22 protein-coding genes are annotated in these 19,386 nt (G+C 62.3%); 19 read left to right on the forward strand and 3 right to left on the reverse strand.

The features are described from left to right. Window positions 1–236 precede the first annotated feature (236 nt). On the reverse strand, window positions 237–1,364 hold the full coding sequence (locus tag FXN63_RS18590; RefSeq protein ID WP_148816669.1) for a saccharopine dehydrogenase family protein: 1,128 nt from the start codon (window positions 1,362–1,364) through the stop codon (window positions 237–239). A gap of 288 nt (window positions 1,365–1,652) precedes the next feature. On the opposite strand from FXN63_RS18590, the gene FXN63_RS18595 reads away from it, so the two are divergent. Continuing rightward, the gene (locus tag FXN63_RS18595; protein WP_148816670.1) at window positions 1,653–2,105 is read left to right on the forward strand and encodes an Lrp/AsnC family transcriptional regulator; all 453 of its coding nucleotides are present in this window, start codon (window positions 1,653–1,655) and stop codon (window positions 2,103–2,105) included. A 69-nt stretch (window positions 2,106–2,174) separates the two neighbouring features. Here FXN63_RS18595 and FXN63_RS26765 read toward each other — a convergent pair whose 3' ends face one another. Next, a complete protein-coding gene (locus FXN63_RS26765) occupies window positions 2,175–2,633 on the reverse strand; it encodes a 4'-phosphopantetheinyl transferase family protein (protein ID WP_187394950.1) in 459 nt (152 codons plus the stop codon). A gap of 405 nt (window positions 2,634–3,038) precedes the next feature. On the opposite strand from FXN63_RS26765, the gene FXN63_RS18605 reads away from it, so the two are divergent. From FXN63_RS18605 to FXN63_RS18690, 18 genes are read left to right on the forward strand one after another with little or no spacing between them, the layout of a single operon-like run. After that, on the forward strand, window positions 3,039–3,767 hold the full coding sequence (locus tag FXN63_RS18605; RefSeq protein WP_222863936.1) for a beta-ketoacyl synthase chain length factor: 729 nt from the start codon (window positions 3,039–3,041) through the stop codon (window positions 3,765–3,767). Beyond that, window positions 3,749–4,543 carry a lysophospholipid acyltransferase family protein gene (locus FXN63_RS18610; protein WP_148816672.1) on the forward strand — a complete coding sequence of 265 codons (795 nt, stop codon included), beginning with the start codon at window positions 3,749–3,751 and terminating at the stop codon, window positions 4,541–4,543. The genes FXN63_RS18605 and FXN63_RS18610 overlap by 19 nt, the downstream gene beginning before the upstream one ends. Beyond that, window positions 4,524–4,793, forward strand: coding sequence for a phosphopantetheine-binding protein (locus FXN63_RS18615; RefSeq protein ID WP_148816673.1), 270 nt, complete (start codon window positions 4,524–4,526; stop codon window positions 4,791–4,793). Before FXN63_RS18610 ends, FXN63_RS18615 begins: the two co-directional genes overlap by 20 nt. A 1-nt stretch (window position 4,794) precedes the next feature. Then, window positions 4,795–5,046, forward strand: a complete 252-nt coding sequence (locus tag FXN63_RS18620; RefSeq protein ID WP_148816674.1) for an acyl carrier protein — start codon at window positions 4,795–4,797, stop codon at window positions 5,044–5,046. Continuing rightward, window positions 5,043–5,582: a COG4648 family protein gene (locus FXN63_RS18625; RefSeq protein ID WP_148816675.1), complete on the forward strand. Its 540-nt coding sequence runs from the start codon at window positions 5,043–5,045 to the stop codon at window positions 5,580–5,582. The genes FXN63_RS18620 and FXN63_RS18625 overlap by 4 nt, the downstream gene beginning before the upstream one ends. Next, entirely contained in the window at window positions 5,582–7,315 is a 1,734-nt protein-coding gene (locus FXN63_RS18630; RefSeq protein WP_148816676.1) for an ApeI family dehydratase, read from the forward strand. Before FXN63_RS18625 ends, FXN63_RS18630 begins: the two co-directional genes overlap by 1 nt. Further along, window positions 7,308–8,042 (forward strand): glycosyltransferase family 2 protein, encoded by a 735-nt coding sequence (locus FXN63_RS27105; RefSeq protein ID WP_148816677.1) that lies wholly within the window; start codon window positions 7,308–7,310, stop codon window positions 8,040–8,042. The genes FXN63_RS18630 and FXN63_RS27105 overlap by 8 nt, the downstream gene beginning before the upstream one ends. Beyond that, a complete protein-coding gene (locus tag FXN63_RS27110) occupies window positions 8,039–8,986 on the forward strand; it encodes a lysophospholipid acyltransferase family protein (RefSeq protein WP_148816678.1) in 948 nt (315 codons plus the stop codon). Before FXN63_RS27105 ends, FXN63_RS27110 begins: the two co-directional genes overlap by 4 nt. After that, complete coding sequence (locus tag FXN63_RS18645) at window positions 8,964–10,514, forward strand: HAL/PAL/TAL family ammonia-lyase (protein ID WP_148816679.1); 1,551 nt, start codon at window positions 8,964–8,966, stop codon at window positions 10,512–10,514. Before FXN63_RS27110 ends, FXN63_RS18645 begins: the two co-directional genes overlap by 23 nt. Beyond that, on the forward strand, window positions 10,507–10,956 hold the full coding sequence (locus FXN63_RS18650) for an acyl-CoA thioesterase (RefSeq protein ID WP_148816680.1): 450 nt from the start codon (window positions 10,507–10,509) through the stop codon (window positions 10,954–10,956). Before FXN63_RS18645 ends, FXN63_RS18650 begins: the two co-directional genes overlap by 8 nt. Continuing rightward, window positions 10,953–11,603 carry an outer membrane lipoprotein carrier protein LolA gene (locus FXN63_RS18655; RefSeq protein WP_148816681.1) on the forward strand — a complete coding sequence of 217 codons (651 nt, stop codon included), beginning with the start codon at window positions 10,953–10,955 and terminating at the stop codon, window positions 11,601–11,603. The genes FXN63_RS18650 and FXN63_RS18655 overlap by 4 nt, the downstream gene beginning before the upstream one ends. Beyond that, window positions 11,593–13,938, forward strand: a complete 2,346-nt coding sequence (locus tag FXN63_RS18660) for an MMPL family transporter (protein WP_222863937.1) — start codon at window positions 11,593–11,595, stop codon at window positions 13,936–13,938. The genes FXN63_RS18655 and FXN63_RS18660 overlap by 11 nt, the downstream gene beginning before the upstream one ends. A gap of 5 nt (window positions 13,939–13,943) precedes the next feature. Next, window positions 13,944–14,678 carry a class I SAM-dependent methyltransferase gene (locus FXN63_RS18665; RefSeq protein ID WP_148816682.1) on the forward strand — a complete coding sequence of 245 codons (735 nt, stop codon included), beginning with the start codon at window positions 13,944–13,946 and terminating at the stop codon, window positions 14,676–14,678. A gap of 11 nt (window positions 14,679–14,689) precedes the next feature. Continuing rightward, entirely contained in the window at window positions 14,690–15,196 is a 507-nt protein-coding gene (locus tag FXN63_RS18670; RefSeq protein WP_148816683.1) for a DUF3261 domain-containing protein, read from the forward strand. Beyond that, on the forward strand, window positions 15,193–16,374 hold the full coding sequence (locus tag FXN63_RS18675) for a beta-ketoacyl-[acyl-carrier-protein] synthase family protein (protein WP_148816684.1): 1,182 nt from the start codon (window positions 15,193–15,195) through the stop codon (window positions 16,372–16,374). The genes FXN63_RS18670 and FXN63_RS18675 overlap by 4 nt, the downstream gene beginning before the upstream one ends. After that, complete coding sequence (locus FXN63_RS18680; RefSeq protein WP_222863938.1) at window positions 16,371–16,865, forward strand: hotdog family protein; 495 nt, start codon at window positions 16,371–16,373, stop codon at window positions 16,863–16,865. Before FXN63_RS18675 ends, FXN63_RS18680 begins: the two co-directional genes overlap by 4 nt. A gap of 34 nt (window positions 16,866–16,899) precedes the next feature. Further along, a complete protein-coding gene (locus FXN63_RS18685; RefSeq protein WP_148816685.1) occupies window positions 16,900–17,640 on the forward strand; it encodes a 3-ketoacyl-ACP reductase FabG2 in 741 nt (246 codons plus the stop codon). Continuing rightward, the gene (locus FXN63_RS18690) at window positions 17,640–18,869 is read left to right on the forward strand and encodes a beta-ketoacyl-ACP synthase (protein ID WP_148816686.1); all 1,230 of its coding nucleotides are present in this window, start codon (window positions 17,640–17,642) and stop codon (window positions 18,867–18,869) included. The genes FXN63_RS18685 and FXN63_RS18690 overlap by 1 nt, the downstream gene beginning before the upstream one ends. A gap of 77 nt (window positions 18,870–18,946) precedes the next feature. On the opposite strand, the gene FXN63_RS18695 is transcribed toward FXN63_RS18690, so the two are convergent. Then, entirely contained in the window at window positions 18,947–19,360 is a 414-nt protein-coding gene (locus FXN63_RS18695; RefSeq protein ID WP_148816687.1) for a hypothetical protein, read from the reverse strand. Between the last annotated feature and the right edge of the window lie 26 nt (window positions 19,361–19,386).

Consider the following 19,386-nt stretch of genomic DNA (forward strand, 5'->3'; position numbering starts at 1 on the left):
GCTTCGCCACTCGCTTACACGATCAAGCATCAAGATTTCGTTAAAACTGTCGACAGTCCGCACCACAACGACGTTTTCGCCCCTTCCAGGCACTGATTTAGTGCATGAAGCGGGCAGCGCAAAAACACGCTTGCGTTGCGCGCCGCCATCACTACGCTGGCCGACACGCATTAATGAACGCCTGCATGTCGACCAGTTGCCCGCCCTCTTCACCCTGTTTTCTGCCGTCTGTCTGACTATGCGAGTGCGAGCAGCTCTGCCTGCGCATCGACATTGGCAACCGGCTTGCCCGCATACACTTGGCCAAAACGATTCGCCATGAATGCATCCAGGCCAATCGCTTCCTGACCGATGAAACCAGCCTGCGGCAGATGACCTTCCGCCACCAGATCCAACGCCGCACACATACCGCAGGCCGTGCTCAACTGAATCGCCGACAGCGCATGCCCATCCACCGTCTGCCCCAGGATTCGTGCGATGTAACTGGACTCGATCAGGCTTGCGCCTTGATAACCGGTTGCGCTGGCCAGGATCACGATGACATCTTGCGCGGTAGCCGGCAGCGCATTCTCGAAGATGTCCTTGAGAAGATCACGGCGATCGCGCAGCCGCAGATCGTCCAGCAACAACTTCAGAATCTGCCGATGACCGGGGTAACGGATCGACTTGTAATCCACATTGCGCGCCCGACCCAGCAAGGTGTCGGGCAATGTGCCCAAGCCACCCGAGGTGTTGAAAGCCTCGTACTCGACACCATCGAGCACGAAAGTTTCCAGCCCTTCCAGGGCCTGCACCTGGGCTTTCTCGCCTTCAACAATGGCCTCGCACGGGTTGCAATACTCATTGATCAGGCCGTCGGTGCTCCAGGTCAGGTTGTAGCGCAGCGCATTGCTTGGATAACGCGGCAAGGCACCGACCCGCATCTTCACATCCAGCACCCGGTCGAAACGCTTGGCCAGGTCGTTGCCGACAATACCGATGAAGCCGGGAGCCAGGCCGCACTGCGGCATCAGCACGGTGCGTGCATCAACACCAAGGCGACGGATTGCCTGCGTGTTTTCAACGTCTTCGGTCAGATCGAAATAGTGCACGCCGCGCTGCGCGCACTGCTGTGCCATGGCATGGGCATAGCGGAACGGCAGCGCATTCAACACGGCGTATTGGCCGTCGATGGCGGCAGCGGTGTCGCGGTCTTGGTCCAGCACCAGCGTGTCACAACCCAATGCCGCCACCAGCGCCAGGCGATTCGCGTCCCGGTCAGCGACACGCACCACGTAGCTGCCACTGCGTTGCAAAAGCAATGCAAGCGCAAAGCCGATTTTTCCTGCGCCCAGCACAGTGATATGGCGAATCGATGTAGACATGTCTTTCCCCTGTAAGCAGCAACGTGACGCCCGGACCAATCGACCGAGACCTCGCAAACGCCGCGCTCGCGGTCGTTTACGGCTTTTTTATGCTATTGCCGATTTCGGTCAGAAGTTAGCGAGCAAAACGTCGATAAGTCGCTTGGCGGCGTCATAATGACGATTCAGGATGTCGATTTGTATGAACTGCTGTCATTTGCTGGGTGCAGAGCAGGTGCTGTCGATGGATCGAATACAGATTGCCTGACCACGCATCAATACCGATATTTGCCCAACCCAGGACACCCCATGAGCGTCAGCCTCGACGACACCGATCGCCATTTGCTCAGCCTGCTGCAAACCAACGCACGCGAATCCGTCGCCACCCTCGCCCGTCGCCTGGGCGTGGCACGAACCACCATCGTGGCCCGCATTGCAAGACTGGAACGCAACGGCGTGGTCGCGGGATATGGGGTCAGACTGGGCAAGGCCGTGCAGGCAGCCTCGGTGCGGGCGTATTGCTCGATCAGCGTGCGACCCAAGACCGGTATCGCCGTGATCAATGCGCTTGCACGCCTGCCTGAAGTCGAAGAAGTGTCGGCCGTCAGCGGCGCGTTCGACTACCTGATTCTGCTTCGTTGCGACGACACCGAGCAGCTCGATGCGCTGCTGGATCAGATTGGACTGATCGAAGGGGTGAACGTGACGCAGACATCAGTAGTGCTGAGCCGGAAAATAGACAGGCGGGGCGCGGTGGCGTGAATCACCTGCCAAGGCCTTGCCGGCGCTCACATGGCCATGACATCGCGCCCTGCAGCCATCACTGACCCACTACCGCACACTACTGCCATCACAGGCAGCAACCAAGGCAAACGGCGTTGCTGGCGCATCGGATTCGATGTGCCACGAAATATCGGCAGACGTTCCAGGCGGTGCCTTCCAGACCACCGAGAGCAGCCACCCCGGCTCGGCCTCGAACATACGCAAGGCCCAGTCTCGGCCTTCGAACATGTCAGGCGCAGTTCCGATGCACCATCGCCCGGAACCCGCTTCCATCGTCAAGGTATTGCGCTTCAAATCGGCGGGAAAGTCCTGTGCCCGCGCCTTGACCATCGCTTCCTTGAACGTCCACAGCCGGTAGAAGTGGCGCAAGGCCAAGTCTGGTGGCAATTGCGCCAATGCTGCTGCCTCGACGTCGGACGCCATCCATGTAGAAAGCGCTTCCACATCGCGGGGCCGGATCTGCTCCAGATCCACGCCCAGTTGCCAGCCTGACGGGGCAGTCGCCACCGCAGCATGGTGACGTTTATGACTGATGCTGATTGCGCGCGATCGGCAATCAATAACCTGAAGTAATCCTCTACTCACTTTCCATTCAATTTCCGCATTCGATCTGCGAATCAAGTCCGCACGTAATAAATCTTGTTCTCGAAGCAAGCTGGGATCGTATCTATTTACCAACGCAGGCCCGCCCCAATAAATGGCGATATCCCTTGAATCAGGCTTGCGGCGACCGGTATTGGGCTGGCAATTTTCCCGGGGCATTGACGTATTTGGTAACATTATTTGAATCAATCAGGACGGCGTTTAGGGGACGCCGCTTGCGGCTCAGGACTGCGCCGGTCTCCGATAAAATACCGCCCCGGCGCACGTTGAATTGCAGCCTGAGTTCGAAAAAAGCATAAGGAATTGGTAGTGCCGATCAGTTTCAATATCGCCCAATGGCACGCCTGGGCGCCCGGCATTACCGAAGCAGAAAGTTGGCAGGCTTGGGCGCGCGCGCCCTTCGTACCCGCTGATCTCACCCTGCAACCCGACGTGAGTTTTGTGCCCGCCATGCAGCGCCGCCGATTGACGCGCCTGGCACGCATGAGTTTTGCCGCGGCCTGGCCCTTGGTTCAAGGCAAGACGCAGATTCCGATGATATTCGGATCGCGTCATGGCGAAACACCCCTGACATTTGCTCTGCTGCAAAGCCTGGCACAACACGAACCGCTGTCGCCGACCCAATTCGGACTGTCCGTGCACAACGCGGTGGCCGGCCAGTGGTCGATACAGCGTGGAGATATTGCCGAGACCTGTGCGGTGGCGGCGGACGAAGACACGCTTGAACACAGCATCATCGAAGCGTGTGGCCTGCTCAACGATGGCGCGCCCGAAGTCATTGTCATTCTGGCTGAAGATACCCCGGCTCCGTTCTACCAAGATCAGATCGATGACATTCCTTTTCCTTTCGCCGTGGCCTTGCGCTTGATCCCGGGCACGACCTGGACCTTATCCAGCACGCCTGCACAGGCTGGTGTCGTCACGCCCGAACCGAGCTTCGGTCACGTGCTGCCCATGCTGCGCGCCATGTTGCTGGGCAATTCAAGCTGGACTCATCACTGCCCACCCCGGAGCTGGACATGGCAATCGCAGTGCTAGGCTGGTTCCCGTGGGCTGCCCGCTGGCTCGCCACGGCCTCAAGCTTTGCACTGTTCGGCTTGGGTGGCCTGGTGCTGACGCTGCTGGTGTTCCCGCTGCTGCGCCTGATGACGCGCAATCCGCTGACCCGGCGTCGCTGGACCCGCCTGATCATCAACCGGCTGTTCCACCGTTTCATTCGCTACATGCGGGTAAGCGGTGCGCTGACCTACTCCATTGACGGGGCCGAACGCCTGGGCCGGCCGGGTCAGATGGTGATCGCCAATCACCCGTCCCTGCTCGACGTAGTGTTCGTGATCGCCCAGATCCGCGACAGCAACTGCATCGTCAAATCGGCGCTGTGGGACAACCCGTTCACACGCGGCCCGGTCAGCAGCGCCGGCTACATCAGCAACGACTCAAGCCTGGACATGCTTGAAGAAGCCATCGATGTGCTGAAAGACGGCCAGACGCTGATCGTGTTTCCCGAAGGCACCCGCACCACGCCGGGCGTGGCACCCAGTTTTCACCGTGGCGCGGCAGCGATTGCGCTGCGCGGTGCCCAGGTCATCACGCCGCTGATCATTAGCGTGGAACCGGGTGGCCTGCAAAAAAACCAGCCGTGGTACCGCATTCCAGCACGTCGCATGCACTTTCACCTGCGTGTCGGCACAGATATCGATCCTGCGGTTTATCGTGATGCCGCGCCGGGGCCACGCGCCGCCCGGATGCTGAACGACTTCCTGCAGCAATATTTTTCCAAGGAAATGGGCTTGCATGACGCAACTCGAACATGACATCAAGGCCCTGATCATCGATTCACTGGGCCTGGAAGACATCGAACCCAAAGACATTCCCAGCGACCAGCCCTTGTTCGGCGACGGCCTGGGACTGGACTCGGTCGATGCATTGGAATTGGCGCTGGCGCTGCAAAAGCGTTTCGCACTGAAAATAGACCCCGACGCAAAAGACACCCGCGATCATTTCGCTACCGTCGCCACCCTGGCGGCGTTTGTCATCGAAAAACGTAATCAGCAGGAAGCTTGACATGCAAAGCCGCGAACAACTCTTCGGGACCTTGCGCGATACGCTCGTAGAGCTGTTCGAACTGGAACCCGAGCGCATCTCGCTCGACGCCCGTCTGTATGACGATCTGGAAATCGACAGCATCGACGCCATCGACCTGATCGACCAGATGAAACGCCAGACCGGCAAGAAAATCACGGCAGAAGACTTCCGCTCGGTACGCACCGTGCGTGACGTGATCGACGCCATGCAGCGGCTCGGCGAGCCCGCATGAGGCGACTCACCAGCCAGGGCCTGCTCCTGGCCGGTTTTCTCTATCCGTTTGCCGTCTATTTCGGCCGCGACTCGGTCACGCCGCGCCACCTGGCGCTGTTGCTGGGTGCGATCTGGCTGCTGCGCTGCGTCTTTGCACCACCCGGACGACGCCTGGTGTGCGTGCCGGCGCTTGTTTTCTGCGCCGTGGTCGCATCGATCGACACCCCGGCACTGTTACGCTGGTACCCGGTTCTGGTCAACGCAGCCATGCTGGTCACCTTCGCCTGGAGCCTGAAGTTCGGGCCGCCACTGATCGAACGTCTGGCACGCCTGCGCGAGCCCGATCTGCCGCCGCAGGCTATTGCCTACACCCGCAAAGTCACGCAAGTCTGGGTCATGTTTTTCCTGCTCAATGGCGGTATTGCCGCCGCGCTGACGCTCGCTGCGCCGCTTGCCTGGTGGACGCTCTACAACGGCGTGATCTCCTACGTGCTGATGGCCTTGCTGTTCATCGGTGAATGGCTGGTACGCAGCCGTCTGCGAGGTGCCGCGTGATGCGTCTTGCGCTTGCAGATCTGTTGCTGCCTGCTCCCGGCACGACCGACCTTGCCCCACTGCAAACCCGCGCCTTGGCGATGGCCGGCGGATTTCACGCGCGCGGTATCCGTCAGGTGGCGGTGTATCTGGACGATGCGTGGGAATTGGCCTGCGTACTGCTGGGCGCATGGCGTGCGGGCGTGTGTGTCACCTTGCCTGGCGACCAGTTGCCCGGAACCATTGCACGGCTTGCGCCGACGGTGCAGTGCTGGGTGAATGAAAATGGTGCTGTTGCCGAGCCGGCCACTGACGACCCAGTCAGTGCCACGCCATCCACAGTGACACCCGCTGTTGCTGCTAGCACCTTGTTGACCCTGGCTCCGGACGCCCTGATCGACCAGCCACTACCCGCGCAAAGCCTGGCGCTTGGCCTGCCCGGCCTGATCCTCGCGACATCCGGTTCCACCGGTGAATCCAAACTTATCGGCAAGACCTTGACGCAGCTTGCCAATGAAGTCGATGTACTTGAAACCCTGTGGGGCGATGCGCTGCGTCATGCCACCATACTTGGCAGCGTCAGCACCCAGCACATCTACGGCCTGTTGTTCCGCGTGCTGTGGCCGTTGATCGCCGGCCGCAGCATCGACCGCAAGCAACTACCCTTCCCCGAAGACCTGCAACGCGCCACGCTGGCCCATGACCAGGTGGCCTGGATATCCAGCCCCGCGCTGCTCAAGCGCATGGGCGACAACCTTGACTGGGCAGCACTGGGCAGCCGCGTTGCCAAGGTGTTTTCCTCGGGCGGCCCCTTGGCGGCAGAGACCTCGCAAAGTCTGCATGCACGACTTGGCCAGGCCCCCATCGAGGTCTACGGCAGTTCGGAAACCGGTGGTGTCGGCTGGCGTCAGGGCGGTGATCGCTGGACGCCCTTCCCCGGCACCGACATCGGCCAGGACGCCGACGGCAGCCTGTGGGTGCGCTCGTCCTACCTGCCCCTAGGCCACACCGAACACATGGCAGACGCCGTGCAGATCGATGCAGACGGTTTCCGCCTGCTGGGCCGCCTGGATCGCATCGTCAAGCTGGAAGAAAAACGCATCAGCCTGCCGCGCATCGAACAGGTGCTGTGCATCCACGACTGGGTAAGCGACGCCAGACTGGGTGTGGTCAGCGGTCGTCGTGCCTCGCTGGGCGCACTGGTTGCGCTCAGCAGCGCCGGCATCGACGCACTGCGTGCAGGCGGCAGGCGTGCCATGACGGAAGTCTTGCGCCAGGCACTTGCTCCCCACGTCGAAGAACTCGCCCTGCCCCGCCGCTGGCGCTTTGTGCGCCATCTGCCGACCAACAGTCAGGGCAAACTGCGACAAGTCGATGTCGATGCGCAACTGCAGGCAGATCGACCCCACAGCCCCATCGTCCAGCACCTGGATCGCCAAGGCGACACCCTGCACATCCAGCTGGAAGTTCCGCTGGACCTGGCCCATTTCTCGGGTCACTTCACCCAGGCACCGGTTCTGCCTGGCGTGTTGCAGATCGGCTGGGCAATCGAACTGGCCCGGCAACACCTGGACTTCCCGCCATGCTTCGCCGGCATGGAAGTCATCAAGTTCCAACGGCTGCTGCGCCCCGGTGACACCACATTGCTGGAACTGCGCTTCGATGCGGCACGCGGCAAGCTGTACTTCAGCTATCGCGCGGACGACGCACCGAATTCGTCGGGGCGTGTCCTGTTCAAGGACCATCATGCATAAGCTCTGCGCGGTCATCCCGGTCTATGACCATGAACACGCGGTTGCGGAAGTCGTCACCCGGTTGGTCGTGACTGGACTTGACTGCGTGTTGGTGGACGACGGCTCCAGCCCCGCCTGCGCCGAGGTGCTGGACCGGCTTGCCCGCCAGGCACGCATTTTCCTGGTGCGCCTGCCGCACAACCAGGGCAAGGGACGCGCCGTGCTGGCCGGCCTGCGTGAAGCGCAGTCACTGGGTTATACCCATGCGCTGCAAGTCGATGCAGATGGTCAGCACGACCTGAGCAACCTCGATGCCTTCATCCGTGCCTCTCATGCCGCGCCCGATGCCGTGATTTGCGGCTACCCGAAATACGATGCCAGCGTGCCCAAGGGCCGCTTGTACAGCCGTTATCTGACGCATGTGTGGGTGTGGATAAACACCTTGTCGCTGGATATTCGCGATTCCATGTGCGGTTTTCGGATCTACCCGCTTGCGCCCGCGCTGCTGCTGGCCGATCAGGCACACATCGGCAGCCGCATGGACTTCGACACCGAAATTCTGGTGCGACTGCACTGGCGGCAGCAAGCCATGTATTGGCTGCCGATCAAGGTGCGTTATCCCACCGACGGCATATCGCACTTCCGCATGTTGCGCGACAACGTGCTGATTTCGCGCATGCACGCACGGCTGTTTTTCGGAATGCTGCTGCGCGCGCCGCTGCTGCTGTGGTTCAAGTGGCAACGATGAGCGACGCACGCTCGCCGCGTCACTGGGCGCAACACGCCGAGCGTGGCAGCCTGCTGCTGATGCGTGCCACCGCATGGGGGCTGCGCCTGATCGGCCGGCGCGGCCTGCGCCCGCTGGTCTATCTGATCGTGCTGTACTTCTTCACCTTCGGTTCAGCAGCGCGCGCCAACATTCGTCAGTATCAGCAGCGACTGGCCGACTGGAGCGGCCAGCCTGCCTTGCAACCCAGCACCCGCAGCGTATTTGCCCAGTTCATGGCCTTCGGTGACTCCTTGCTGGACAAGCTGGACGCCTGGCACGGCAAGCTGCGCTGGGATACGGTCACGGTTGAAGACCCGCATCAACTTGCCGCGCAGATGAGCCAGGGCCGGGGCCAGATTCTGATCGGTGCTCACCTGGGCAATCTGGAAGTCTGCCGTGCGCTGGCCGAACAAGGCGGGCATTGCCGCTTGAACGTACTGGTTCACACCCGCCACGCCGAGAACTTCAACCGCCTGATGAATGACGCAGGTGCCAGTCATCTGAACCTGATTCAAGTCAGCGAGCTGGATGCCGCCACCATGCTGCGCCTGAGCGCCTGCATCGAGCGCGGTGAATGGCTTGCGATTGCGGGTGATCGCATTCCCTTGCATGGCGGCCGGGTTGCCGAGGTGGATTTTCTGGGCGCACGCGCACACCTGCCGCAAGGGCCTTATCTGCTGGCCGGCCTGCTGAAATGCCCGCTCAATGCGCTGTTCTGCACACGCAAGGAAAACGGCTTCCGGCTTGTCATGGAGCGCTTCGCCGACCAAGTCGCCTGGGAGCGCCGCACCCGTGATGCACAGTTGCAAGCCCACGCCCAGCGCTACGCCGACCGGCTGGCGCAGGCATGCCTGGACACGCCCTTGCAGTGGTTCAACTTTTTCCCATTCTGGAACATCGATGTCTCTTCCCGCCGGTCATGACACCGTCGTCTTCGGCCAACACGCCATCACCATCGAACAGGTTGTTGCGCTGGCTCGCCGCCACGCGCGCGCCCGGCTGCAAGACGATGCGGCGTTCGAACAGCGCATTGCGCGCGGTGCACGTTTCCTGGACAGCCTGCTGACCCGCGAAGGCGTCATCTATGGCGTGACGACGGGTTACGGTGACTCTTGCGTGGTGGCGGTGCCGCTGGAACACGTTGAAAGCCTGCCGCAGCATCTGTACACCTTCCACGGTTGCGGCCTGGGTCGTCACTTCGACGAACCCACCACACGTGCGGTGCTGGCGGTGCGTTTGCAGTCGCTGTGCCAAGGCGTGTCGGGTGTCCGTATGGCCTTGCTGGAACGACTGTGCGCGTTCCTGGAACACGACATTCTGCCGCTGATCCCGGAAGAAGGCTCGGTGGGGGCAAGCGGTGACCTCACGCCCCTGTCCTATGTCGCGGCGGCCCTGAGCGGCGAACGGGTGGTTCGCCATGAAGGCCAGGAAACCGATACGGCAGATGTCCACGCCAAGCTGGGCTGGACCGCGCTTACCCTGCGGCCCAAGGAAGCGCTGGCCTTGATGAACGGCACCGCCGTGATGACCGGCCTGGCCTGCCTGGCCTTCGACCGTGCCGCCTACCTGCTGCAGCTTGCCACCCGCATTACCGCCATCAACGTGGTGGGCCTGCAAGGCAACCCGGCACATTTCGACGAGACGCTGTTTGCAGCAAAACCCCATCCGGGCATGGTGCAAGTGGCCGCATGGCTGCGCGGTGACCTGGCCGACGACGGGCGTACCGACGAACCCACCCATCGCCTGCAAGACCGATACTCGCTGCGCTGCGCGCCCCATGTGTTGGGTGTGCTGGGCGACAGCCTGCCGTGGCTGCGCCAGATGATCGAAACCGAGATCAACAGCGCCAACGACAATCCCATCATTGACGGGGATGCCGAACGCATTCTTCACGGCGGCCACTTCTACGGCGGCCATATCGCCTTTGCGATGGACAGCCTGAAGAACCTGGTGGCCAACATTGCCGACCTGCTCGATCGTCAGCTGGCGCTGCTGGTCGACACCCGCTACAACCACGGGCTGCCATCCAACCTGTCGGGCGCACCGGCCGATCGCGCGATGATCAACCACGGTTTCAAGGCCGTGCAGATCGGGGCCTCGGCCTGGACGGCAGAGGCGCTGAAGAACACCATGCCGGCCAGCGTGTTTTCGCGATCCACGGAATGCCATAACCAGGACAAGGTCAGCATGGGCACCATCGCCGCGCGCGACGCGATCCGGGTGCTGGAACTGACCGAACAAGTGGCCGCCGCCACCCTGCTGGCAGGCAATCAGGCGCTGTGGCTGCGCAGCCAGCAAGTGCCCACCGCCGTGCTGCCCGCCGCCCTGTTGCCCATGCACGAGCGTCTGAGCCAGGACTTCGCGCCGGTGATCGAAGACCGCGCGCTGGAACCCGACCTGCGCCGTTGCCTGACCCATATCCGGGAACAGGCCTGGAGCCTGTATGCGTAAGAAAGGTGTGTTGAGCGCAGCCATCGAGCTGCAAGTGCCCTTCTTCGACGTCGACATGATGCAGATCGTGTGGCACGGGCATTACGTCAAATATCTGGAACAAGCCCGCTGCGCCTTGTTCGAACGCTTCGATTACGGCTACGCCAAGATGGTCGAATCCGGCTTTGGCTGGCCGATCATCGACATTCAGCTGCGCTATGTGCAGGGTGCCACCTGCGGCCAGATGATTCGCGTGCAGGCCGACCTGGTGGAATGGCAGAACCGGGTGAAGGTCAACTACCTGATCACCGACGTGGCCAGCGGCACACGTCTGACCCGGGCAAGCTCGGTGCAGGTTGCGGTGGACATGCACACGCGTGAAATGCTGTTTGCGTCGCCGCCCGCGCTGACCGACCGCATTGACCACTTGCTGGCATCACTGCCAAAACAGGAATCGGCATGACGCAACACCGCCCGGCCTTGTTGCGCCCTGCATCCGTCCTACTGGCTCGTCGCAGCGCACTGGTTGCCCTGGGAATTACCGCCCTGCTGGGCAGCCTGCCCGCCCACGCGCTGGACCTTGACCAGTTGGCGGCGCAACTGTCATCCGTGCCCCTGGTGCATGGCAAGTTCGTGCAGGAAAAACACCTGCGCGGCCTGCCCAAGCCCTTGCTCAGCCAAGGACGCTTTGTGCTGGAACGTGCACACGGCATGTTGTGGTTGATGGAAACCCCCGTCAAACAGGACTACCGCATCGTGCCGGCCGGCATTGAACAACGCACGCCCGAAGGCTGGAAGCCGATCCGCCAGCAAGCCGGCATGGCCCAGCAAAGCCGCTTGTTCACTGCCGTGCTGCAAGGCGACCGCAGCGCACTGGAACGCGATTTCAGCCTGACGCTGAGCACACCGGCTTCCGGCTGGCAGTTGGACCTGGTACCGAAGTCGGCCTTGCTCAAGCAGATTTTCACCAGCATCAAGATCACCGGCACCAAGTATGTGGAACGCATCGAAATGAGCGAGACGCAGGGCGACAGCACGGTGGTGCGTATGGTCGACAGCAATGCCTCGCAGCCGCTGACGGCGCAGGAAAAGGACGATCTTGGTCTCTGAACGTCTGGCGCTGCGCGCCTTCCTGGTCCTGCTTGTGGTGATGTTGGCGACCGCTGCCTGGCAGTGGCGCGGGGCCGCGCCGGTATCGGCCAATCTGCTTGAACTGTTGCCCGACGAGATGCCCTCGCAGGTCGAACAGCAAGCCGTCACGCGCATCGAAGAACCGCTGAACCGCGAGCTGCTGGTCTTGGTCGGCCACGCGGATCGGGACCGTGCCCTGAAGCTTGCCGAGACCTTGCAGGCCCAGTGGGCGCAGCACGCCATCTTCGACAAGGTGCAATGGCAGTTCCAGCCCGACCTCGACGGTTTGCGCAAGCAGTTGCTGGCCGGCCGCTTGGCCTACCTGCCCGCAGCAGATGCCGTGCAACTGGCGCAAGACCCGCACGCCTTCTTCCAGGCACGCGCCGCTGAACTGCAAAACCCGTTCGGCGCGGTCAGTCCGGTTGCTGCCCAGGACGACTGGCTGGGCTTGAGCGGACGCATTCTGAAAGGCCTGGTCAACCCCACCCGCATGCAGACCGACCTGGGCACGGGCGCACTGGTCAGCGAGTACGACGGCAAGTACTGGACGCTGCTGCGCGGTCATACCAAGGTCAACGCCTTCGACCTGCAAGTTCCTGCCCAGGCTGCTGAACTGGTGCAACAGGCGCGTGATTTGGTCGGTGCCGACAACGGCACTGTACTGGCCACGGGCGGCATGCTGTACGCCGCCGCTGCCAGTGACCAGGCCAAGCGCGAGATGTCCTTGATGGGCAGTATTGCCACCGCAGGCAGCCTGTTGCTGCTGCTGGGCAGCTTCCGCCGCTGGCGTGCCGTGATGGTGTTGATTCCCGTTGCAGCCGGCAGCCTGAGCGGCCTGGTGATCTGCGTGGCCGTCTTCGGCAAGATCCATGTGCTGACCCTGGTACTGGGCATGAGCCTGACCGGGGTGACCATCGATTACGCCATGCATTACCTCAGCAAGAGCTTCACGCTGCGCCCCTGGAACGTGCGGCGGGCGCTTGAACTGGTGTTGCCGGGACTGACGCTCAGCATGCTGACCAGTTCGCTGGGTTACCTGACGCTGGCCTGGGCACCGTTCCCCGCCCTGCGTCAGATTGCCGTCTTTTCGATTGCCAGCCTGGCGGGCGCATACCTGTGCGCAATCTGCCTGTTGCCGCCCTTGCTGAAGGGCTTCAAGCCGGCCGCCCACAGCCATCTGCTGACGGTGTCGCAGTTCCTGGTGCGGAGCCAGCGCAAGATCCGCCGCCTGCGCTCATACACCAGCCTGGCACTGCTGTTGTTGCTGGGCCTGGGCGGCATTTTGATGCTGAACGCTCAGGATGACCTGCGTCAGTGGGTTGCCCCCTCACGTGCATTGCAGGAAGAAGCACGTCAGGTGTCGATGATTACAGGCTACCAGCCGACCAGTCAGTTCTTCCTGGTAAGCGGCGCAACCGAAGACGAAGTCCTGCAACGTCAGGCAGCCCTGTCGGCACGGTTGGACAAGGCGCGCAGTGCAGGCGGGTTGCAAGGCTATCGCTCGGTCGATCAGCTGGTATCGCCAGTGGCCAATCAGCAGGCGTTGGCCAAGACCTTGGCGGGACTTCCCGCCGATGCGTTGGCCCCGCTGAGCGCACTGGGTGTGCCGGACGAGGCATTGCGCCAGGAAATCGATCGATTGCGCGCGCTCGCCCCGGTTGCGCCCAGCCAGGCCTTGGCAGGCCCGCTGGGAGAACTGTGGCGTCCGTTGTGGATGCAGACGCCCGATGGTTTTGCGGGCCTGACCAGTCTGCAAGGCCGTGTCGGCAGCGCTGAGCTGGCAGCGCTTGGCAAAGACCTGCCAGGCGTCAAACTGGTGGATCGGCTGGGCAGCCTGACCGAGCTGTTCTCGGCCACACGCCAGACCGCGTCTTGGTTGATGGGCGCAGCCTGCCTGGTCATGGGCGGCTTGCTGTGCTTCTACTTCGGACTGCGCGACGGGATGAACATCCTCGCCGTGCCGGTCACGAGCATCGTGCTGACGCTGGGCGTGCTGGGTTACACCGGCCAGCCGCTGACCTTGTTCGTGTTGTTCGGGCTGATCTTGGTGCTGACCATCGGCGTCGACTACGCCATCTTCATGTTCGAGAGCATCGCCGGCCGCTCCACCACCCTGGCCGGGGTGATTCTCGACGCAGGCACCACTTTGCTGTCATTTGGCCTGCTGGCACTGAGCGAAACACCCGCCGTGCGCAGCTTCGGCATGGCCGTCGGCCTTGGCATCACCTTCTGTTTCCTGCTCTCGCCCTGGACCGGCCAGCACCATGCGCGCCGCTCCACGATTACTACCCTCGCACGCCCCAAGACCCTCTGACGCCAATGCATACGCCCGGTACCCACTCCCCTTCAAACTATGTTCCGGAAACGTCTTTCGGCGTCTGGTTCCTGCGCACCCACGTCTGGCAGCACCATGTCCTGCGTGTGGCGATCGAAGACCTCGACAAGCTGGCAATGCGCCTGAACGACGGCCCGCTTCGGGGTGGCACCTTACTGGACGTGGGCTGCGGCCAGGGCAAATCACTGGGGCTGCTGACCCGCAAGTTCAAACCTGACACGCTGATCGGCCTGGACAGTCACGGTGAAAGTCTGGCGGAAGCTCAACAGGAAATCGACCGACAAAAACTGTCGGCCCGCTTGATCGAAGGCGACTGCACCCAGATCGCGCTGCCCGACAACAGCATCGACGTGCTGTTCTGCCACCAGACCTTTCATCATCTGGTCGACCAGCAGACGGCACTGAACGAGTTCTACCGGGTGCTGAAACCGGGTGGCGTGTTGCTGTTTGCCGAATCAACCAAGGCTTACATCGATACCTGGGTAATCCGCTTACTCTTCCGGCATCCGATGGAAGTGCAGAAAAGCGCCGAGGAATACCTGGCGATGATGCGCAACATGGGGTTTGCGTTCGACGCAGCCCATGTTTCTTACCCCTATTTGTGGTGGAGTCGTTCCAGCGATTTCGGTTTGCTCGAACGCTTCGGGCTGCGCGCGCCCCCGCCGCCGGGCAAGCGTGAAGAAACGCTGGTGAATCTCGCCGCACGCAAGCCTTACTGAAAAAAATCACCGTGCGTAGATTGCTACTTTCCCTGCTGGTTTTGCTTGCTGCGTGCAGCACCGCACCTACCTTGCCCACCGCAATGCCCGCGCTGGACTTGCCGGTGCAATTGCTCATTCAGAAACAGACCGCGCAAGAGGCTCGCGACCTGATTCTGGTGGTGCAGCAAGACCCGGCTGGACTGCGCTGGTCGCTGCTCGACCCGATTGGCATGCCGCTCGCGCGCCAGTTGCTGCAAGACGGCGCGTGGTCCAACGACGGGCTGGTGCCGCCCAACCCCGACGCACACGCCTTGTTTGCCGCGCTGCTGTTCGCCTGGACACCGGGAAAAGACCTTGCGATTAGCTATCCAGCCGGAAGCTGGAAACAGGAATCTGCGACCACGCGCAGCCTTTGGCAAGACGGAGAAAAGCGCTGGGATGTGGTCTATGCCGATGCAAGCATGCAGCGTTTCACACTGCGCGCTGTTGATGGCACCGCATGGCAGGTCGGTCCCTTGCCGGGTGCGGTGAAATGAGCGCCTACCTGAACGCACTTGGCGTCATCTGCGCGCTGGGCCGCGGGCATACCGACGTGCGCACGGCCTTGCTGGCGGGCGACACGCGCGGCATGTCCATGTGCAACACCTGGCTGGACCAGGGCGTGTCCTGCTTTGGCACGATCGATCTTCCCTTGCCAGAGGTGCCCGCACACCTGGCCATGCACGACAGCCGCAACAACCGTGTGTTGCTCGCGGCCGCGCAAGACATCGAAGATGCCGCCCGTGCCGCCGTCGCGCGTTACGGCGCACATCGTGTCGGCGTGGTGCTGGGCACCAGCACGTCGGGCATCCTGGAATCCGAGTCGGCAATCGAAACCTATGTGCACACCGGGGAACGGTCCACGTCTTATGCCTACCGTCGCCAGACCCTGAACGGCCCCGCGCGTTTCCTGGCCGACTGGTTGGCCATCACCGGCCCCGCTTATATGATTTCCACCGCCTGCACGTCCAGCGCCAAGGCCTTGGCCAGTGCCCGCCGACTGCTGAACATGGATGTGTGTGATGTGGTGCTGTGCGGTGGTGTAGACACCTTGTGCCGGCTGACCGCGAACGGTTTTGCGTCGCTCGAAGCCATGTCGTCCGAGCGCAGCAACCCGTTCTCGGCGAACCGCACTGGCATCAATCTGGGTGAAGCCGCCGCGTTGTTCCTGATGAGCCGCGAGCCAGCAAGCGTTGCCTTGCTTGGCACCGGTGCAGGATCGGACGCCCATCATATGTCCTCGCCCGATCCGACCGGCGCAGGGGCGGCACGCAGCATGCGCGCGGCCTTGGCCGACGCCGGGCTGGCACCGGACGCGATTGGTTATCTGAACCTGCACGGCACCGGCACGCCACACAACGACGCCATGGAAAGCCTGGCGGTGGCGGAGGTGTTCGGCAGCCAACTGCTTTGTTCGTCCACCAAACCACTCAGCGGCCACACGCTGGGGGCGGCCGGTGCACTGGAAGCCGCGTTCTGCTGGCTGACACTGGCCGACAATCCCGGCAACCGGGTTCCCCCGCACCGCTGGGATGCAATCGCCGACCCGGCACTTCCGCTCCTGAACTTTGCCCGCCCTGGCGCGCAACTGGCACAAGATGCCCGTTACCTGCTCAGCAACTCGTTCGCGTTCGGCGGCAACAACACAAGCCTGATCCTCGGGAGCCCCGCATGAACCATGCGCAACCTGGCCGGGACGCCCCGGCGCTGGACCCAGACACTGCCCTGATTCCGGTCGACGAACTGGTCCCGCATTCCGGCGACATGGTGCTGATCGACCAGATACTGGCCTGCGCTGAGAACACCTTGTCTGCCCGCGTCGTGATCGCGCCCGGTGGCCTGTTCAACCATGCCGACGGCAGCGTGCCCGCCTGGCTGGGTCTGGAATTGATGGCGCAGAGCATTGCCGCCTGGGCCGGTTGGCACGCCCGGCAGGAACAGCGCCCGGTGCAGCTGGGCTTCCTGCTTGGCACCCGCAACTACAACTGCAGCGTCGACCGTTTTACGGTTGGTACAGAACTGCGGATCGACATCGACCGCAGCCTGCAAGACGACAGTGGCATCGCGGTTTTCGAATGCAACATCCACGGCCCGGACCTGCTCGCCTCAGCGCGGGTGAATGTGTTCCAGCCGACCGATGCCGCGCAATACCTTCAAGAATCCTGATTTCCAGACATATCTGAACTTCCCGACCGATACCATGAGCTCAACTCCCACCAAAAGTGTTCTCGTCACCGGCTCCAGCCGGGGCATCGGACGTGCAATCGCCCTGCGTCTGGCGCGCAGTGGTCACGATATCGTCGTGCATTGCCGCGCTCGCGCGGAAGACGCGCAGGCGGTCATCGCCGAGATTCAGGCGCTGGGCCGCCAGGCGCGCCTGCTGCAATTCGACATCGCCAACCGCGATCAATGCCGCGACATCCTGACGCAAGACGTGGAGACCCACGGCGCGTATTACGGCGTCGTGCTCAATGCCGGCCTGTCGCGCGACGCAGCCTTCCCCGCGCTCACGTCTGACGACTGGGACCAGGTGGTGCACACCAACCTGGATGGCTTCTACAACGTGCTGCATCCGGTGGTCATGCCGATGATCCGCGTGCGCGCACCGCGCCGCATCGTCTGCATCACCTCGGTGTCGGGCATCATGGGCAATCGTGGGCAGGTGAACTACAGCGCGTCGAAAGCGGGCCTGATCGGTGCCGCCAAGGCGCTGGCAATCGAACTCGCCAAACGCAAGATCACCGTCAACTGTGTGGCCCCCGGCCTGATCGACACCGACATGCTCGATGAACACGTGCCGGTGGAAGAAATCCTGAAGGCCATTCCGATGCAACGACTTGGTCAACCCGAAGAAGTGGCCGCCGCCGTCGATTTCCTGCTGTCCGACGACGCCGCCTACATCACCCGACAAGTCCTGTCGGTCAACGGAGGGCTTTGCTGATGCGCCGCGTTGTTGTCACCGGCATGGGTGGCGTGACCTCCCTGGGCCAGGACTGGGCCACGATCGAGCAGCATTTTCGCGCGGGCCAAAGCGGTATCCGCAACATGCCCGACTGGGACCGGCACCCAGACCTGAACACCCGGCTAGGCGGCCCGATCCCGGAATTTGCACCGCCTGCCCACTGGACCCGCAAGCAATTGCGCAGCATGGGCCGCGTCTCGCAGTTGGCGGTACGCGCTGCTGAACTGGCCTTGCAGCACGCTGGCCTGACCGACTCTCCCCTGATTCTGGACGGCAAGATGGGCGTGGCCTGCGGCTCATCCACCGGCAGCACGGAGGAAGTCAAAAACTTCGGCAACATGCTGATCAATGGCGTGTCGGACGGCATCAATGCCAATTCCTACGTGCGCATGATGCCGCACACCACGGCCGCCAACATCGGCATTTTCTTCGGCCTGACCGGACGCGTGATTCCCACGTCCAGTGCCTGCACGTCTGGCAGCCAGGGCATTGGCTACGCCTACGAAGCCATCAAGTACGGACGCATCCCGATGATGCTGGGCGGCGGCGCGGAAGAGCTCTGTCCGAGCGAGGCCATCGTGTTCGATTCCCTGTACGCGACCAGCCTGAAGAACGACACGCCGGGCCTGACACCCCGCCCTTACGACGCAGGCCGCGACGGCCTGGTGATCGGTGAAGGTGCCGGCATGCTGGTGCTGGAAGAGCTGGAACACGCCTTGGCGCGTGGGGCCACCATTTACGCGGAAGTCATGGGCTTCGGCAGCAATTCGGACGGCACCCACGTGACGCGCCCCGAAGCCAGGACCATGCGTATTGCCATGGAACTGGCGCTGGAAGATGCCGGCTTGTCGGCGCAAGACATCGGCTATGTGAACGGGCATGGCACCGCCACGGAACAAGGCGACATCGCCGAAACCCAGGCTACCGCCGACCTGTTCGGCAATCAGATGCCGATCAGCACGCAGAAGAGTTACCTGGGTCACACGCTGGGCGCGTGCGGGGCACTGGAATCCTGGTTCAGCATCGAGATGATGAATCGCGACTGGTACGCCGGCACCTTGAATCTGGATGCCATCGATCCGCGTTGCGGCGTGCTGGACTATGTGCGCGGCAAGGAAGGCCGCACGATGCGCAACCGTTTTGTGATGAACAACAACTTTGCCTTCGGCGGCATCAACACGTCATTGATCTTCGGTCGCTGGGAATGAAGCAAGGTGTGGCACATCGAATGATGCACGCATGACGAACAAGCAGGGCGGGCCCTTGTCGGACCCGCCCGCGGGCTTTACTGTATTTGACCAACCCGCAGATTGCGGGCGATGTCGTCCTGCAGGAAATTGATCCAGCGCGGATAGTTGCGATGGATCGTCGGTGAACCGGTGTGCATCGAATAGTCCAGGTTCACGCTGGACAGATAACGGATCCTGATTTCGCGTTCGTTGTAGTCGATGCGAATGCGGGCGGTATGCTTGTTGCGCACGTTGATATCGGCATCGATACGGCCAAACTGCTCGCCGATCACCTGCCAGTCGCGGCCGGCCAGACCACGCTTGATGGCTTGCACGATGGTCCGTTCATCGGCACCCGCCGGAACCGAAATCGGCATGGGGTCGATCAGCGGAACACCAGCGGCAGATGCCGCGCCCGAAAAGGCAAGCAGAGACAGGCCCAGGAAAAACAGTCGGTGCAGGAAAGTCATTGGCTGCGAATATGAGAGTGGTTGGG

It is taken from the genome of Pigmentiphaga aceris, from assembly GCF_008119665.1.
Lineage (GTDB): Bacteria > Pseudomonadota > Gammaproteobacteria > Burkholderiales > Burkholderiaceae_B > Pigmentiphaga > Pigmentiphaga aceris.

What these genes read in the sequence shown, in the direction of transcription:
- FXN63_RS18590 (WP_148816669.1), bottom strand. Translation starts at nt 1,364, where the DNA reads ATGTCTACATCGATTCGCCATATCACTGTGCTGGGCGCAGGAAAAATC.
- FXN63_RS18695 (WP_148816687.1), bottom strand. Translation starts at nt 19,360, where the DNA reads ATGACTTTCCTGCACCGACTGTTTTTCCTGGGCCTGTCTCTGCTTGCC.
- FXN63_RS18630 (WP_148816676.1), top strand. Translation starts at nt 5,582, where the DNA reads ATGCGTCTTGCGCTTGCAGATCTGTTGCTGCCTGCTCCCGGCACGACC.
- FXN63_RS27105 (WP_148816677.1), top strand. Translation starts at nt 7,308, where the DNA reads ATGCATAAGCTCTGCGCGGTCATCCCGGTCTATGACCATGAACACGCG.
- FXN63_RS18610 (WP_148816672.1), top strand. Translation starts at nt 3,749, where the DNA reads ATGGCAATCGCAGTGCTAGGCTGGTTCCCGTGGGCTGCCCGCTGGCTC.
- FXN63_RS18650 (WP_148816680.1), top strand. Translation starts at nt 10,507, where the DNA reads ATGCGTAAGAAAGGTGTGTTGAGCGCAGCCATCGAGCTGCAAGTGCCC.
- FXN63_RS18625 (WP_148816675.1), top strand. Translation starts at nt 5,043, where the DNA reads ATGAGGCGACTCACCAGCCAGGGCCTGCTCCTGGCCGGTTTTCTCTAT.
- FXN63_RS18620 (WP_148816674.1), top strand. Translation starts at nt 4,795, where the DNA reads ATGCAAAGCCGCGAACAACTCTTCGGGACCTTGCGCGATACGCTCGTA.
- FXN63_RS18665 (WP_148816682.1), top strand. Translation starts at nt 13,944, where the DNA reads ATGCATACGCCCGGTACCCACTCCCCTTCAAACTATGTTCCGGAAACG.
- FXN63_RS18595 (WP_148816670.1), top strand. Translation starts at nt 1,653, where the DNA reads ATGAGCGTCAGCCTCGACGACACCGATCGCCATTTGCTCAGCCTGCTG.
- FXN63_RS18675 (WP_148816684.1), top strand. Translation starts at nt 15,193, where the DNA reads ATGAGCGCCTACCTGAACGCACTTGGCGTCATCTGCGCGCTGGGCCGC.
- FXN63_RS18690 (WP_148816686.1), top strand. Translation starts at nt 17,640, where the DNA reads ATGCGCCGCGTTGTTGTCACCGGCATGGGTGGCGTGACCTCCCTGGGC.
- FXN63_RS18655 (WP_148816681.1), top strand. Translation starts at nt 10,953, where the DNA reads ATGACGCAACACCGCCCGGCCTTGTTGCGCCCTGCATCCGTCCTACTG.
- FXN63_RS27110 (WP_148816678.1), top strand. Translation starts at nt 8,039, where the DNA reads ATGAGCGACGCACGCTCGCCGCGTCACTGGGCGCAACACGCCGAGCGT.
- FXN63_RS18680 (WP_222863938.1), top strand. Translation starts at nt 16,371, where the DNA reads ATGAACCATGCGCAACCTGGCCGGGACGCCCCGGCGCTGGACCCAGAC.
- FXN63_RS18645 (WP_148816679.1), top strand. Translation starts at nt 8,964, where the DNA reads ATGTCTCTTCCCGCCGGTCATGACACCGTCGTCTTCGGCCAACACGCC.
- FXN63_RS18685 (WP_148816685.1), top strand. Translation starts at nt 16,900, where the DNA reads ATGAGCTCAACTCCCACCAAAAGTGTTCTCGTCACCGGCTCCAGCCGG.
- FXN63_RS18615 (WP_148816673.1), top strand. Translation starts at nt 4,524, where the DNA reads ATGACGCAACTCGAACATGACATCAAGGCCCTGATCATCGATTCACTG.